The 15,103-nt window shown below is 68.9% G+C and carries 18 protein-coding genes; 12 read left to right on the top strand and 6 right to left on the bottom strand.

Annotation, left to right across the window (positions count from 1 at the left end):
- Nucleotides 1-16: 16 nt before the first annotated feature.
- From AC1D2O_RS14720 to purM, 4 genes are all read right to left on the bottom strand, one after another.
- The gene (locus tag AC1D2O_RS14720) at nt 17-997 is read right to left on the bottom strand and encodes a GlxA family transcriptional regulator (protein ID WP_478157281.1); all 981 of its coding nucleotides are present in this window, start codon (nt 995-997) and stop codon (nt 17-19) included.
- Nucleotides 998-1,019: 22 nt separating this feature from the next.
- On the bottom strand, nt 1,020-1,586 hold the full coding sequence (locus AC1D2O_RS14715; protein WP_478086859.1) for an isochorismatase family protein: 567 nt from the start codon (nt 1,584-1,586) through the stop codon (nt 1,020-1,022).
- A 130-nt stretch (nt 1,587-1,716) separates the two neighbouring features.
- Nucleotides 1,717-2,775: an AI-2E family transporter gene (locus AC1D2O_RS14710; protein WP_478086858.1), complete on the bottom strand. Its 1,059-nt coding sequence runs from the start codon at nt 2,773-2,775 to the stop codon at nt 1,717-1,719.
- 13 nt (nt 2,776-2,788) lie between these two features.
- On the bottom strand, nt 2,789-3,829 hold the full coding sequence (gene purM / locus AC1D2O_RS14705) for a phosphoribosylformylglycinamidine cyclo-ligase (protein WP_478086856.1): 1,041 nt from the start codon (nt 3,827-3,829) through the stop codon (nt 2,789-2,791).
- 203 nt (nt 3,830-4,032) lie between these two features.
- On the opposite strand from purM, the gene hda reads away from it, so the two are divergent.
- From hda to AC1D2O_RS14680, 5 genes are all read left to right on the top strand, one after another.
- On the top strand, nt 4,033-4,719 hold the full coding sequence (hda, locus tag AC1D2O_RS14700; protein WP_478086855.1) for a DnaA regulatory inactivator Hda: 687 nt from the start codon (nt 4,033-4,035) through the stop codon (nt 4,717-4,719).
- An 18-nt stretch (nt 4,720-4,737) separates the two neighbouring features.
- On the top strand, nt 4,738-6,330 hold the full coding sequence (gene pcnB, locus AC1D2O_RS14695; RefSeq protein WP_478157280.1) for a polynucleotide adenylyltransferase PcnB: 1,593 nt from the start codon (nt 4,738-4,740) through the stop codon (nt 6,328-6,330).
- Nucleotides 6,327-6,785 carry a 2-amino-4-hydroxy-6-hydroxymethyldihydropteridine diphosphokinase gene (folK, locus tag AC1D2O_RS14690; RefSeq protein WP_478090237.1) on the top strand — a complete coding sequence of 153 codons (459 nt, stop codon included), beginning with the start codon at nt 6,327-6,329 and terminating at the stop codon, nt 6,783-6,785. Before pcnB ends, folK begins: the two co-directional genes overlap by 4 nt.
- A 98-nt stretch (nt 6,786-6,883) precedes the next feature.
- Complete coding sequence (locus AC1D2O_RS14685) at nt 6,884-7,528, top strand: DUF47 domain-containing protein (RefSeq protein WP_478090236.1); 645 nt, start codon at nt 6,884-6,886, stop codon at nt 7,526-7,528.
- Nucleotides 7,529-7,544: 16 nt separating this feature from the next.
- On the top strand, nt 7,545-8,555 hold the full coding sequence (locus tag AC1D2O_RS14680) for an inorganic phosphate transporter (RefSeq protein WP_478090235.1): 1,011 nt from the start codon (nt 7,545-7,547) through the stop codon (nt 8,553-8,555).
- Between the two features lie 227 nt (nt 8,556-8,782).
- On the opposite strand, the gene AC1D2O_RS14675 is transcribed toward AC1D2O_RS14680, so the two are convergent.
- Both AC1D2O_RS14675 and AC1D2O_RS14670 read right to left on the bottom strand, forming a co-directional pair.
- Complete coding sequence (locus AC1D2O_RS14675; RefSeq protein WP_478090234.1) at nt 8,783-9,229, bottom strand: TM2 domain-containing protein; 447 nt, start codon at nt 9,227-9,229, stop codon at nt 8,783-8,785.
- Nucleotides 9,226-9,747, bottom strand: coding sequence for an N-acetyltransferase family protein (locus tag AC1D2O_RS14670; RefSeq protein WP_478090233.1), 522 nt, complete (start codon nt 9,745-9,747; stop codon nt 9,226-9,228). The genes AC1D2O_RS14675 and AC1D2O_RS14670 overlap by 4 nt, the downstream gene beginning before the upstream one ends.
- Before the next feature lie 165 nt (nt 9,748-9,912).
- Here AC1D2O_RS14670 and rpsP point away from each other — a divergent pair, with 165 nt between their 5' ends.
- From rpsP to hisC, 7 genes are all read left to right on the top strand, one after another.
- Nucleotides 9,913-10,176, top strand: coding sequence for a 30S ribosomal protein S16 (gene rpsP, locus AC1D2O_RS14665; protein WP_262072830.1), 264 nt, complete (start codon nt 9,913-9,915; stop codon nt 10,174-10,176).
- Nucleotides 10,177-10,192: 16 nt separating this feature from the next.
- Nucleotides 10,193-10,747 carry a ribosome maturation factor RimM gene (gene rimM / locus AC1D2O_RS14660; RefSeq protein ID WP_478090232.1) on the top strand — a complete coding sequence of 185 codons (555 nt, stop codon included), beginning with the start codon at nt 10,193-10,195 and terminating at the stop codon, nt 10,745-10,747.
- Nucleotides 10,748-10,778: 31 nt separating this feature from the next.
- Nucleotides 10,779-11,525: a tRNA (guanosine(37)-N1)-methyltransferase TrmD gene (trmD, locus tag AC1D2O_RS14655; protein ID WP_478090231.1), complete on the top strand. Its 747-nt coding sequence runs from the start codon at nt 10,779-10,781 to the stop codon at nt 11,523-11,525.
- Nucleotides 11,526-11,634: 109 nt separating this feature from the next.
- Entirely contained in the window at nt 11,635-12,018 is a 384-nt protein-coding gene (gene rplS / locus AC1D2O_RS14650; RefSeq protein WP_478090230.1) for a 50S ribosomal protein L19, read from the top strand.
- 167 nt (nt 12,019-12,185) lie between these two features.
- On the top strand, nt 12,186-12,902 hold the full coding sequence (locus tag AC1D2O_RS14645) for a CoA pyrophosphatase (protein ID WP_478157278.1): 717 nt from the start codon (nt 12,186-12,188) through the stop codon (nt 12,900-12,902).
- Nucleotides 12,903-13,017: 115 nt separating this feature from the next.
- On the top strand, nt 13,018-14,019 hold the full coding sequence (locus AC1D2O_RS14640; RefSeq protein WP_478157276.1) for a CobD/CbiB family protein: 1,002 nt from the start codon (nt 13,018-13,020) through the stop codon (nt 14,017-14,019).
- Nucleotides 14,016-15,101 (top strand): histidinol-phosphate transaminase, encoded by a 1,086-nt coding sequence (gene hisC, locus AC1D2O_RS14635; RefSeq protein ID WP_478090227.1) that lies wholly within the window; start codon nt 14,016-14,018, stop codon nt 15,099-15,101. Before AC1D2O_RS14640 ends, hisC begins: the two co-directional genes overlap by 4 nt.
- Nucleotides 15,102-15,103: the final 2 nt, after the last annotated feature.

Genomic DNA, 15,103 nt, shown 5'->3' with positions numbered 1-15,103 from the left:
GCTGCGCCGGCCGGGTTCAGGTGGGTGCTGAGGGGGAGCCGGGCAGGCCGAACTGGCGCCATGCGCGGCGCAACTGGGTGTCGGAGCCGAAACCCGAGATTTCTGCGGCGCGTGTGACGTTGGCGCCCGACTGCAGCGCCAGCTGCGCGGTGGCGAGCCGCAGCCGGCGCAGGTAGGCCAGCGGGGCCACGCCCGCATGTTCGTCGAAGAGGCGCGTCAGGTGCCGAGGGGAGGTGTGGGCCACTTCGGCCATGCGCGGCACGGTCCAGTCGGCCTGGGGCCGTTCGCTGACCGCGTCCTGCACCCGGTGCAGCGCCGCGTGCAGGTGGTTGCGGTAGGCCAGGAAGGGCGACAGCTCGGGGTCCTGCGGGCCGCGCCGCATCGCGACCACCATGGTCTGGGCCACGCGCGCCGCGAGCGGTTCACCGCAGGCCTGGCCGATGCGGTGCAGCATCAGGTCGATGCCGGTGGTCACGCCGGCGCTGCTGTAGAGCGGGGCGTCGAGCACGAAGACCCGGTTGGCGACCACGTCGCAACGGGGTTCGACCTCTTTCAGTTCGTCCAGGTGATGGTGGTGCGTGGTGGCGCGCCGGCCCGCGAGCAGGCCGGCGTGCGCCGCGAGCAGCGTGCCGGCGCAGACCGTGACCAGCTCGAGCCGGCCGGCTTCGAGCCGCAGCCCGCGCAGCCAGTGCAGCAGCGCCTGGGCCGGCGCGTTGTCGACCGCGATGGTGTCGCCCGGCAGGCCGGTCAGCACCACCCAGGTCGGCGGGCGCCAGTCCGACGGCAGCGGCAGCAGCCCGGCGAGGCGGACGCCGACCGAGCTGGCTGCGTCCGGCTCCGGGCTGGCGAACACCAGCTCAAAGCGCGGCGGCAGACCGGCCGCGATCCGAAGCTGATTGGCGATGCGCAGCGCCTCCGCCGGCCCGGCCCAGTCGAGCACCAGGCTGTGCGGCAGCAGCGCGAAGACGACCCGGATCGGACCTGGGTGCTCGTCCATGCGGAAACGATCCGGCGGCGGCTCAAGCCGATGCCGAGAGCCGCTCGAGCGCCTCGTTCACGCCGCACACCTTCGCGAAGCGGCCGTCGAGCACCGTCGCCGTGCGCGCCTGGATGTCGGCCGCCGCGAGCGGCCGGCCGTCGGGCTGCACCATGTCGAAGGTCAGCGTGGCGTCGGTCACGTAGTCGACCTGCCAGCCCAGGTCGGAAGCATGGCGCGCGGTGGTCTCGCAGCACTGCTCGGTGCGGATGCCGCTGACCACCAGCCGGTCGACGTGGTTCTGGGTCAGCCAGACGTCAAGGCCGGTGCCCACCAGTGCACTGTGGCGTCGCTTGGTGAAGGTGGCGGCGGCTTCGAATGGCGCCAGTCCTTCGAGCGGCCGGACGTGGCCCGATTCGACCGCGAAGGCGTTGCTCGCGACGGCGGGCCCGTCGCTGTGGAAGATCCGGACGATCGGCGCACCGGCTGCGGCGAAGCCCTCGATCAGCGCGTTCTGGGCCGCCAGATAGGCCGGCAGGCCACGCGCGTCGAAGTAGGGGCGGTGGCGGAACGACTCCTGGACGTCGATCACTATCAGACAGCTGGACATGGGCGCAATCTCCGGGAAAGAAGTGGATGATGCGCCCAATTCTCGAATCTCATTGGCGCATCGTCCGGGCCGTCTTGGACCGATATCGATCAATTTCGGACATCGGCCTTTGTTAGGGCCTGTTCAGGCCCTAAACCAGCGCCGCCGCCTTGAGCTCTTTCTTGAGATAGGCGTAGAACAGCGGCGCCGCCACCAGCCCGGCCGGGCCGAACACCGCTTCGGCCACGAACATCACGGCCAGCAGCTCCCACACCGCCATCTGGGTGCGGCTGCCCACCACCTTGGCGTTGATCAGGTACTCGGCCTTGTGGATCAGGATCAGGAAGGCCAGGCAGGCCAGCGCCGTGAGCGGCGAGACCGACAGGCCCACTAGCGCGATGACCGTGTTGCAGATCAGGTTGCCCACGATCGGCACCAGTCCGGCGACGAAGGTCAGGGTGATCAGGGCCGGCGTGTAGGGCAGCTCCATCTGCCACATCGGCAGCAGGAACAGCAGGAAGATGGCGGTCAGGAAGGTGTTGAAGGCCGCGATCCAGAACTGCGCGGCCACGATCTGGCCGAAGGCTTCGCCGAACAGCGCGATGCGCGCCTTCAGCTCGCGGGCCAGCGGTCGGCGAGCGACGGGCCGGATGGCGACCGCCGCCAGCGCCCCGACGATCAGGCCGACATAGGCGAACAACAGCCCACCGAGCCAGGCGCGGCCGGTCAGTGCCAGCGAGCCGGCCTGACCGCGCAGGTAGCCGGCGACGATGCTCTGCACTTCCACCGAACCTTCGGGCAGGTAGGCGCCGATGTCCGGCGGCAGCTTGAGCCGCAGCTCCAGCACCGTGCGCGCGATGTAGTCGAGCAGTTCCTTGTACTGTTCGGGCGCGTTGAGCACGAACTCGCGCGCCTCGGAGAATCCGAGGATCAGCAGGCCGATCGGCGCCAGCATCACCAGCGTCGCTGCGACCACGCGGGGCAGCGGCGGCGCCGCGCTCCAGGTCGGGTCGTTGGCGCTGATCTTCTCGCGCCGGCGCAGTCCGACGTCGAGCGCGCGCACCAGCCAGCGTGTGCCGAGGAAGCCGATGCACACGCACAGAAGGCCAGGCAGCAGACCCTGCCACATGATGAGCAGCAAGGCCGCGGCGATGAGCAGGTAGCTCGCCGTGACCACGGAACGCGAAGAGGCGGCAGTGGGGTCGCTCACGCGGCGGGGCGCTTCAGCCGACGACCACGGCAGCGCCGGTGCCGCGTTCGGCAATGACGCCGATCTCGTGCACCGTCTCGCCGGCGGCCCGCAGCGTGGCCGCGCAGGCGGCGGCTTCGGCCGGGTCGATCACGACCACCATGCCGATGCCGTTGTTGAAGGTCCGGTTCATCTCGATGTCGTCGATGCCGGCCACCTTCTGCAGCCAGGCGAACAGTTCGGTCTGCGGCCAGCTGCCCTTGCGCAGATGGGCGGCCGTGCCTTCGGGCAGTACGCGCGGGATGTTCTCGAGCAGGCCGCCGCCGGTGATGTGGGCCAGCGCCTTGATCGGGTGCTTGGCCAGTGCCGCCAGCACCGGCTTCACGTAGAGCCGGGTCGGCGCCATCACGGCTGCGCGGAAGGGTTGGCCGTCCAGGGTCGCGGGCAGGGCGCCGGCGGCGCGATCGATCACCTTGCGCACCAGGCTGAAGCCGTTGGAGTGGACGCCCGACGAGGCCAGGCCCAGCACCACGTCGCCAGGCCTGACGTCCTTGCCGGTCAGGATCAGGGATTTTTCGACCGCGCCGACGGCGAAGCCGGCCAGGTCGTATTCGCCGGCCGGGTACATGCCGGGCATTTCGGCCGTCTCGCCGCCGATCAGCGCGCAGCCGCTCAGCTCGCAGCCCCGCGCAATGCCGCCGACCACCGCCGCGGCGGTGTCGACATCGAGCTTGCCGCAGGCGAAGTAGTCGAGGAAGAACAGCGGCTCGGCGCCCTGAACCAGCACGTCGTTGACGCTCATCGCCACCAGGTCGATGCCGACGGTGTCGTGCATGTTCCATTCGAAGGCCAGCTTGAGCTTGGTGCCCACGCCGTCGGTGCCGCTCACCAGCACCGGCTCCTTGTAGCGCTTGGGCACCTCGAACAGGGCGCCGAAGCCGCCGATGCCGGCCAGGACGCCTTCGCGCATCGTCTTCTTGGCCAGCGGCTTGATGCGGTCGACCAGCGCGTCGCCGGCATCGATGTCGACGCCGGCGTCCTTGTAGCTGAGCGGGGGGGTGGTGTTGGAGTTCATGGCGGGCCGGGCTGGAAGGGGAGGGCGGAAGGAGAGGACAATGAGGCCGGCAACCGATCTGGGCGGGCCGATAGAATTCGCCACGATTTTAAGGGTCCTGGTCGACCCTCCCCCCGCTTGCCACTACGTGTCCTGCGCCAATTCTCCATGAACCCTTCCATTGCGTCGTCCGCGCCATCCCTGCCGCCCTCGGCGGCCACGGCATGAAGCAGCTCGCGCTCGATATCGGCATCGCGACCGGCCCGACCCTCGCGGGCTTCTTCGCCGGCCCGAACGAGCCGGCGCTGCGCCACCTGCAGTTGTGGGTCGGCGATGCGCGCGCGCCCACGCTCCACTCGCCGGTGCCGACCTACCTCTGGGGCGAGGGCGGCAGCGGCAAGACCCACCTGCTGGAGGCCGTGCGCGGCGCGCTGCGCGAGCAGGGCGCCAGCGTCGGCTGGCTCGATCCGGGGGCGATGCACCCGCCCGAGTTCGACGAGCGCTGGGGCGCGGTGCTGCTCGACGACGTCCATCTCTACACCGCCGTCCAGCAGCACGCGGCCTTCAACTGGTTCGTCAACGCGCAGAGCCTGCAGCGCGGCGTGGTGGCGGCGGGCGCGCTGCCGCCGGCCGACCTGCCGCTGCGCGAGGACCTGCGCACGCGCCTGGGCTGGGGCCATGTGTTCCACTTGCAGGTGTTGAGCGAGGCCGAACGGCGTGCCGTATTGCGCCAGGCGGCCGACGATCGCGGCGTGATGCTGTCGGACGAAGTGCTCGACTACATGCTGCATCGTTTCAGCCGCGACCTCGGCAGCCTGATGGAGCTGCTCGCGCAGCTCGACGGCTACGCACTGCAGACCCAGCGCGCGATCACGATCCCGCTGATCCGGTCGATGCTCGAAAACGAATAGGGCGAAGCCCTCTCTCCAATGATCAAGAAATTCATCGACAAAATCCTCGGCAAATCCGGCGCCGCCGCATCCGGCGGCAAGGCCCGCTTCGGCAAGCGCCAGGAGGTGGCCGCCGCCGTGCACGGCATCGACCCGGCGCTGGTCGACGAGCGCGCCAAGAACGTGGTGACCACGCTGCAGCAGGCCGGCTACGAGGCCTACGTGGTGGGCGGCGCGGTGCGCGACCTGCTGCTGGGCCTGCGCCCCAAGGACTTCGACGTCGCCACCAACGCCACGCCGGAGCAGGTCAAGAGCCTGTTTCGCCGCGCCTTCATCATCGGCCGGCGTTTTCGCATCGTGCACGTGGTGTACGGGCGCGGCCGCGAGCACGAGGTGATCGAGGTCTCGACCTTCCGTGCCTACATGGACAACGCCGGCGCCGAGCAGGTGGCCGGCAACGAGCGCACCAGCAAGGGCGAGCTCGCGGGCATGAAGCACGCCGTGGACGCCAGCGGCCGGGTGCTGCGCGACAACGTCTGGGGCCCGCAGGAAGAGGACGCCGCGCGGCGCGACTTCACGGTCAACGCGATGTACTACGACCCGGCCAGCCAGATCGTGGTCGACTATCACAACGGCATCAAGGACGCCAAGAAGCTCACGCTGCGCATGATCGGCGACCCGATCACGCGCTACCGCGAAGATCCGGTGCGCATCATTCGCGCGATCCGCTTCTCGGCCAAGCTGGCGGCGCTGGGCTTCCAGCTGGAGCCCAAGACCGCGGCGCCGCTGGTCGAGTCGAGCCGGCTCCTGGCCGACGTGCCGCAGAGCCGCCTGTTCGACGAGATGCTCAAGCTGCTGCAGACCGGCCACGCGGTCGCGACGGTGGCGCAGCTGCGCAAGCTCGGCCTGGCGACCGGCATCTACCCGCTGCTGGACGTCGTGGTCGAGCGTGCCGACCAGCCCTTCGTCCATGCCGCGCTGCAGGACACCGACCGCCGGGTCGGCGAGGGCAAGCCGGTGGCGCCGAGCTTCCTGCTGGCCTGCGTGCTGTGGGCCGACGTGCGCGACGGTTGGGCCCAGCGGCTCGAGGGCCGGCACGGCCAGCGGCCGCAGCCCTCGTTCCCGGCGCTGCAGGATGCGATCGACGACGTCTTCAACGCCCGCATCGGCGATGTCTCGGGCCGCGGCAAGCTGGCGGCCGACATGCGCGAGATCTGGATGATGCAGCCGCGCTTCGACAAGCGCAGCGGCGCGACGCCCCACAGCCTGGTCGAGCAGGCGCGCTTTCGCGCCGCCTTCGATTTCATGCGGCTGCGCGCCGACGTCGGCGAGGTCAACGAAGCGATCGCCGAGTGGTGGCAGGAGTTCAGCACCGCCGATGACCTGCGCCGCCAGGACCTGATGGACCAGGTGCGCGACGAGCAGCACAAGAAGACGAAGACGCGCCAGCGCGTGCCGGCGCGTTCGCAGGCCGAAGGCCCTGTCGAGCGTCGGGAGGCGTCGCCGACCGAGGAGGCCGACACCGACCTGCCGCCGGACGGCGAGGCCGCCGATGCGCCGCGCAAGCGCCGCCGCCGGCGCAAGCCGCGCAGCGGTGGCGCCGGCGAGGCGGGCGGCGTTGCAGCCGAATGAGCTTCAGGGCTTTTGTCGGGATCGGCGCCAATCTCGGCGACGCGCGCGCCACCGTGGGGCAGGCCATGGACGACCTGGATGCGTTGCCGCAGACCCGCGTCAGCGCCCGTTCCTCGCTCTATCGAAGCGCACCGGTGGATGCGGGCGGCCCCGACTTCATCAATGCGGTCGTCGAGCTCCGGACGGCGCTCGACCCGCACGCGCTGCTGGCCGAGCTGCAGCGCCTCGAAGCGGGCGCGGGCCGTGAGCGGCCCTACCGCCATGCGCCCCGTACCCTCGATCTCGACCTGCTGCGCCACGGCGACGCGGTGCTCGAGACCGCGCAGCTCAGCCTGCCGCATCCGCGGATGGGCGAGCGTGCCTTCGTCCTGCTGCCATTGGCGGAAATCGCCCCGGAGCAGGTCACGTCCCTTCAACTCGCGCAGGTGGCGGACCAGCGGATCGAACGGCTCTGAGAGCCGCTCCCGAGCCCGGCCATTACACTTGCGCGGTTTTTTCACGATGGCGTCACGGGCATGTGCTTGCGACGGCCCTTTGAACCCAGGAGAGCGCCATGTTCGGCAAGCTGCTGCCCCGCGAGGGGAATTTTTTCGAGATGTTCAATCAGCACGCCGACCGCATTGTCGAAGCCGCGCGCGCGTTCGAGCACCTCGTGGCCAACTACAACGACCTGCATCTGCGCGAGCAGTACAACCGCGACGTCGACAACGCCGAGCGGGCGGCCGACCGCGTCACGCATGACGTCAACCGGCTGATCCACAAGACCTTCATCACGCCGATCGACCGCGAGCAGATCCACAAGCTGATCAACACCATGGACGACGTGGCCGACCTGATCCAGGACTCGGCCGAGACCATGGCGCTGTACGACGTGCGGCACATGACCGAGGAGATCACGCGCCTCACTACGCTCAGCGTGAAGTGCTGCGAACGCGTCAAGGACGCGGTCAAGTTCCTCTCGAAGATCGCCGACCCGGCCACGGCCGAAGCCACGCTGAAGACCTGCGAGGAGATCGATCGGCTCGAATCCGATGCCGACCGCGTGATGCGCAGCGCCATGAGCAAGCTGTTCCGCGAGGAGCCCGATGTGCGCGAGGTCATCAAGCTCAAGGCCATCTACGAACTGCTCGAGACCATCACCGACAAGTGCGAGGACGTCGCCAACGTGATCGAGGGCATCGTCCTCGAGAATTCCTGAACTGACGGAATCTCGAATGGCAACGGTTCAGGTCGCCCTCTGGGTGGTGGTGGTTCTGGTCGCGCTGGCCATTGCCTTCGATTTCATGAACGGCTTCCACGACGCGGCGAACTCGATCGCCACCGTTGTGTCGACCGGGGTGCTCAAGCCCGGCCAGGCTGTGGTGTTCGCAGCCTTCTTCAACCTGGTCGCGATCTTCGTGTTCCACCTGAGCGTGGCGGCGACCATCGGCAAGGGCATCGCGCAACCGGGCATCGTCGACGTGCACGTGGTTTTCGGCGCGCTGGTCGGCGCGATCAGCTGGAACTTCGTCACCTGGTACTACGGCATCCCGAGCAGCTCGTCGCACGCGCTGATCGGCGGCATCGTCGGCGCGGTGATCGCCAAGGCCGGCTCGGGCGCCCTGGTCGCCTCCGGCATCTGGAAGACCGTGGCCTTCATCTTCGTCTCGCCGCTGCTGGGCTTCCTGCTGGGGTCCTTCATGATGGTCGTCGTCGCCTGGGGTTTCCGGCGCGCCACGCCGTCGCGCGTCGACCGCTGGTTCCGGCGGCTGCAGCTGGTCTCGGCCGGCGCCTACAGCCTGGGCCATGGCGGCAACGACGCGCAGAAGACCATCGGCATCATCTGGATGCTGCTGATCGCCACCGGCTACGCGGCCGCCGATGCGGCCGCGCCGCCGACCTGGACCATCGTGAGCTGCTACACCGCGATCGCGCTGGGCACCATGTTCGGCGGCTGGCGCATCGTCAAGACCATGGGCCAGAAGATCACCAAGCTGAAGCCGGTCGGCGGCTTCTGCGCCGAGACCGGCGGGGCGCTGACCCTGTTCCTGGCGACCGCGCTGGGCATCCCGGTGTCGACCACCCACACCATCACCGGCGCGATCGTCGGTGTCGGCTCGGTGCAGCGCGCCAGCGCGGTGCGCTGGGGCGTGGCCGGCAACATCGTCTGGGCCTGGGTGCTGACGATTCCGGCCTCCGCCTTCGTGGCCGCGATCGCCTACTGGATCGGCCTGCAGGTCTTCTGACGCAATCGGCCGGCGCAGCCCGGCCTTGTTGGTGAAACACCGCGGAACCGGCTTCGCCGGGCCGCTGGTGTTGCCCCCGGAAGGGGGTGGGCGCCCGACACGAAGTGCGGGCAACCTGGGGGCGAGCAACAGTCCCACCGCGGAACCGGCTTCGCCGGGCCGCTGGTGTTGCCCCCGGTAGGGGGTGGGCGGGCTACACGAAGTGAGCCCAACCTGGGGGCGAGCCCCTACTGCGACATCTTTCGCCCTTCCTCGATCTGGTGCTCGAAGAAGCGCTGGAAGCTGAAGGCGATGCTGGCCATCAGGATCGTGCTGCCGAAGAACAGTGCCAGCACCACCGCGCCGATGGTGAGCCAGCTGGTGTTGCCGGCCGCGGCATCGCCGGAGCGCCCGGCGTTGTAGCGCGCATTCCATTTCTCCGGCGTCATGAGCCCGTAGACGATGGCGGTGAGCGCGCAGCCCGCGATGGTGAAGCCCAGCATCGGAATCAGCGCCCAGCTCAGGCCGTCGTCGCTGCCGTACATGCGGACCCGCTCGATGCCGTAGAGGCCGAGCGCGGTCGGGATCGGCAGCAGCCAGCCCAGCAGGCTCGAAAAGCCGCGCAGGTAGAAGCAATGCAGCCCCAGCGGGCCGCCCAGGAAGGCCAGCCACGCGGCCACGGTCTTGTTTTTCATTCGGGGCGGGTGGAGGCGCCTTCGCCCAGCACCTTCTCCATCAGGACCACGTCGCGCCACTCGCCGAACTTCCAGCCGCAATCCTTCAGCACGCCGACGTGGGTGAAGCCCTGGGTCCGGTGCACGCCGATCGAGCCGGCGTTGGCCGAGTCGCCGATCACCGCGATCAGCTTGCGCACGCCGACCGCTTCGGCGGCCTGTGACAGTGCGGCCAGCAGCCGGGCGCCGAGGCCTTGGCCGCGGGCACTGTCGGCCAGGTAGATCGAGTCCTCGGCCGAGAATCGATAGGCGGGGCGCGGCTTGAACCAGTTGCAGTAGGCGAAGCCGAGCAGCTCGCCGTCGCGCTCGGCCACCAGGTAGGGCAGGTTCTTGGCCAGCACGTCGGCCCGGCGGGTGGCCATGTCGGCGGCGGCCGGCGCTTCGGTCTCGAAGGTGCCTGTGCCGTGCAGCACGTGGTGCGCGTAGATGGCGGTGATGGCCGCGACGTCGTCGTCGCGGCTGGGTCGGATCTGGGTCATTCGGGGGAACTTGGCGAGGCCTGGGATTGGAAAAACGGGAGAGCGGGCTATAATCGTGGGCTTTTCAGCGTGTCGCTGGCCGGGTGGCCATGTCGCGTGTCTCGACGCTGAAAGAACACTGTGGGCGAACCTTGCGGGTTTGCTGCACCACCCCAAGGATAAATCATGGTCGTCATTCGACTCTCCCGCGGCGGTTCCAAAGGCCGTCCGTTCTTCAACATCGTCGTGTCGGACAAGCGCGTTCGCCGCGATGGCCGTTTCATCGAGCGCCTGGGTTTCTACAACCCGACCGCGAAGGAAAACGAGGAAAGCATCCGCATCGCCCAGGACCGCCTGACCTACTGGAAGAGCGTCGGCGCGCAAGCCTCGCCCACGGTCATTCGCCTGATCAAGCAAGCCGCTGCGGCGGCTCCCAAGGCTGCAGCCTAAGACTGCCGGCCAGGCGATGCTGCCCACCCTCGAAGCCGCCGAATTGCCGGCGGATGCGATCGAAGTCGGGCGCATCGCCGATGCCTGGGGCATCAAGGGCTGGTTCAAGGTCCTGCCTCACAGCGCCCAGCCCGAGGCGCTTTTCTCTTCCAAGCGATGGTTGCTCCAGCCCCCGGGCGCAGCGGGCGGCCAGGCGTTCAAGCTCGCGATCCGCGAAGCCAAGGAACATTCCGACGTCATCGTCGCCTCGTCCGAGGACGTGCCCGACCGCAATGCGGCCGAGGCGCTGCGCGGCGCGCGCGTGTTCGTGCCGCGCTCGAGTTTCCCGACCGCCGGCGATGACGAGTACTACTGGGTCGACCTGATCGGTCTGGCGGTGGTCAACCGCGAGGGCGTGGCGCTCGGCACCGTGCGCGAACTGCTCGCCTCCGGCCCGCAGACCACGCTGGTGCTCGATGCGCAGGAAGACGGCAAGCCGGTCGAGCGCATGGTGCCTTTCGTTGCCGTCTTCGTCGACAAGGTCGATCTGGCGGGTCGGCTGATCACGGTCGACTGGCAGCCCGACTACTGACCCGGCCAGATCAGGCCCCGGTCCGGCGCTCATGCGCTTCGATGTCATCACCCTCTTTCCCGAACTGTTCGCGCCCTTCCTCGCGAGCGGCGTGACCCGCCGTGCCTACGAGTCGAAGCAGGTCGAGGTCGTGCTGTGGAATCCGCGCGACTTCGCCGAGGGCAACTACCGGCGCGTCGACGACCGGCCTTTCGGCGGCGGCCCCGGCATGGTCATGATGGCCGAGCCTCTCGCGACCTGCCTCGACGCGGCGCTGGCCGCGCGCGGCGCGCCGGCGCCGGTGGTGCTGTTCTCGCCGATCGGCGAGGCGCTGCGCCACGAGGCGGTCGAGCGCTGGTCGGCCGGCGAGGGCGCGGTGCTGGTCTGCGGGCGCTACGAGGGGATCGACCAGCGCTTCATCGATGCGCGGGTCACGCACCAGCTGAGCCTGGGCGATTTCGTGCTGTCGGGCGGCGAGATCCCGGCCATGGCGCTGCTGGATGCGGTCGCGCGGCTGCAGCCCGGCGTGCTCGGCGACGAAGCCAGCCATGTGCAGGACAGCTTCAATCCGGCGCTCGACGGCCTGCTCGACTGCCCCCACTACACGCGGCCCGAGCAATGGCGGGGCGAAGGCGTGCCGGCGCCGCTGCTGTCGGGCCATCACGTGCAGATCGAGCGCTGGCGCCGCGACCAGCGCCTTGCGATCACCCGCGACAAGCGCCCCGATCTGATCGACGCCGCCCGGCGTGCCGGACGGCTCAGCGCAGTGGACGAGAAGTCGCTGAAAAAAAAGCTATAATCTTCGGTTCCCCGATCCTCTATCCGGCCGCGCCGAGCCATCTGAGTTGGCTCAACGGACTTCATGGCGCCTTTTGTGTAGTGCGGACAAGATCGAACGCAGGAAAAACATGAACCTTATCCAGACTCTCGAGCAGGAAGAAATCGCCCGGCTCAACAAGCAGATTCCCGATTTCATGCCCGGTGACACGGTCATCGTCAGCGTGAACGTCGTCGAAGGCACGCGCAAGCGTCTGCAGGCCTACGAAGGCGTCGTGATCGCCAAGCGCAATCGCGGCCTCAACAGCGGCTTCATCGTGCGCAAGATCTCCAGCGGTGAAGGCGTGGAACGCACGTTCCAGACCTACAGCCCGCTGATCGCCAAGATCGAAGTCAAGCGCCGCGGCGATGTCCGCCGTGCCAAGCTGTACTACCTGCGCGAGCGCAGCGGCCGTTCGGCTCGCATCAAGGAAAAGCTGCCGGGCAAGGCTCCGTCCGCTTCGGCCGCTCAGTAAGAAGAGCGCCCCTTGCCGTGCAAAAAGCCGCCACTCGAGGCGGCTTTTTGCATTGGTGCCGCAAGGCCGCTGCCGATTCATGATCTAGTTGTGCGCCCCGTGCCCCCCGGCCGGGGATTTCTCATTTCACTCCTCGAGTTCCCTCTTTGACCACTCCACCGCCGGCCATGCGCGCCTCTCCCGTCGAGGTCATCAATGCCATCGTCCCGCCGGCATTGCAGTCCTTCGACCCGCGCGCGGTGCCCGTGATCGGTGTCGACCGCGGCCTGCCGCCGGTGGATCCGGCACGCCTCGGCGTCAAGGCCTTGCGCGATCGTTTCGCCATGCCGCCGGCCTGGACGCCCGAGATGCGGCGTGAGCCGCGCATGATCGACCGCGCGCCGGCGCAGGCCGCGGTGCTGGTCCCGATCGTGATGCGCGACGAGCCCACGGTGCTGTTGACCGAACGCAGCTCGCACCTGAAGAACCATTCGGGTCAGGTGGCTTTCCCCGGCGGCCGGGTCGACCCCGAAGACGCCAACATCGCCGCCGCCGCGCTGCGCGAGGCCTGGGAGGAGGTCGGCCTGTCGGCGGACTACATCGAGATCCTCGGCAGCCTGCCGACCTACACCACGGTCACTTCCTTTATCGTGACGCCGGTGGTCGCGCTGGTGCGTCCGGGCTTCGAGCTGAACCTCAATCCCTACGAGGTCGAGGAGGCCTTCGAGGTGCCCTTCGCCTTTCTGATGGACCCGGCGAACCACCGCCGCCATGCCCTGGTCGGCGACGGCCAGAACGCGCGCCAATGGCTCTCGATGCCCTACCAGGATGGGCTGCACGAGCGCTACGTGTGGGGCGCGACCGCGGGCATGCTCAGAAATCTCTATCGCTTCCTCAGTGCGTAATGGCTTTTTCCAGGGATACCGCGGAACCGGCTTTGCCGGGCCGCTGGTATCGCCCCCTGGAAGGGGGTGGGCGGCTACACGAAGTGAGCCAACCTGGGGGTCATAGAATCTGCGAATGAGCTTCTTTGCGATCCTCTGCGCGTTGCTGATCGAGCAGGTGCGCCCGCTGGCGTACCACAACCCCGTGTACGGCGGCGTGCTGGCGTGGACGCGCTGGACCAGCCGCAACTTCGACGCCGGCAAGCCGAACCACGGCTGGGTGGCCTGGAGCCTCGCGGTGGGGGTGCCGACGCTGCTTGCGCTGGCCGTGCACTGGGCGCTGGTCCTCACGTTGGGGCTGCCCTTTGCGGTGCTCTGGAGCATCGCACTGCTCTATGTCACGCTGGGCTTTCGCCAGTTCAGCCACCATTTCACCGGCATCCGCGATGCGCTCGACGAAGGCGACGAACCGCTCGCGCGTTCGCTGCTCGCCCAGTGGCAACAGGTCGATGCGGCCGACCTGCCGCGCAGCGAGATCGTGCGCCACGTGATCGAGCACTCGGTGATCGCGGCGCATCGGCACGTGTTCGGCGTGCTCGCCTGGTTCTCGATCCTCGCGGCCATCGGCCTCGGGCCGGCCGGTGCGGTCTTCTATCGCATGAGCGAGTTCGTCTCGCGCTACTGGGCCCACAAGAACGGCGCCTCGATGCAGCCGTCGAGCATCTGGGTCCAGCAGGCCGCGGCGCGAGCCTGGGAAGTGATCGACTGGCTGCCGGCGCGCATCACCGCGCTGGGCTTCGCGGTGGTCGGCAGCTTCGAGGAAGCGATCGATTGCTGGCGCAACGACGCCCGGCGCTTCCCGAACGGCAACGACGGCGTGATCCTCGCGGCCACCTCGGGGGCGGTCAACGTCAGCCTCGGTGGCGGCACGCTGAGCGTGCTGCCGATCAACGATCCGCTGTCGCGCGCCCAGGCCGGCGACTCCTTCGCCGGCGGCCCGGCGCCCGATGGCGGCAGCACCCCCGGCCGCGAGCCCGAGCCCGGCCACCTTCGCAGCGTGGTCGGCCTGGTGTGGCGTTCGGTCGTGATGTGGATGGTGCTGCTGGCGCTGCTGACGCTCGCCCGACTGCTCGGATGACCCCGGGTTTCTGGAGCCCCCGCATCGCGGCGCTCGAGCCCTATGTGCCGGGCGAACAGCCGCGCATCGCGAACCTCGTCAAGCTCAACACCAACGAGAACCCGTATCCGCCGTCGCCGCGGGCCATCGATGCGATCCAGCGTGCAGCGGAGGCCGGGCTCGAGCGCTATCCGGACCCCGAGTCGACCGTGCTGCGCGAAGCGATCGCCGCGCGCCATGGCCTCGAGAGCAGCCAGGTGTTCGCCGGCAACGGCTCCGACGAGGTGCTGGCGCACGCCTTTTTCGCCTTTTTCCAGCAGGACGCGCCGCTGCTCGTCCCCGACATCACCTACAGCTTCTATCGGGTCTACGCGCAGCTCTACGGCATCGCCTGCGAGCTGCAGCCGGTCGACGACGCGCTGCGCATCGACGCCGAGGCACTGGCCGCGCGCGCCAGGGCGGGCCGCCGTGCCGGCATCGTGGTCGCCAATCCGAACGCGCCGACGGGGATCGGCCTGCCGCTGGCGCAGATCGAGGACTTGCTCGCGGCCTGCCCGGACCGGGTCGTGCTGGTCGATGAGGCGTACGTCGATTTCGGCGGCCAGAGCGCATTGCCGCTGATCGCCCGCCATCCGAACCTGCTGGTGGTCCAGACGTTGTCGAAGTCGCGCTCGCTGGCCGGTTTGCGCGTCGGCTTCGCCTGCGGCCAGCCGCCGCTGATCGATGCGCTGCGGCGCGTCAAGAACAGCTTCAACTCCTACCCGATTGATCGACTCGCCAGCGCTGGCGCCATCGCCGCGCTCGAGGACGACGCCTGGTTCGCGAAGACCCGCGACGCGGTGGTCGACACCCGTGAGGGCCTGGCGCTGCAGCTCGAGGACCTGGGCTTCGAGGTGCTGCCGTCGCAGGCCAACTTCCTGTTCGTGCGCCATCCCGGGCACGACGCGGCGGCGCTGGCCGCGGCGCTGCGTTCGCGTGCCGTGCTGGTACGCCACTTCGCGCAGGCGCGCATCGCGCAGTACCTGCGCATCAGCGTCGGCACGCGCGACCAGTGCGGCGCGCTGGTCGATGCGCTGGGCGAGATCCTGGCCTCGCCTCGTTAGCG

The sequence above is a fragment of the Variovorax sp. P1_G12 genome, assembly GCF_056405555.1.
Note: the sequence above shows the minus strand (reverse complement) of the source record. Positions and strands in the feature narration are given on the sequence as shown.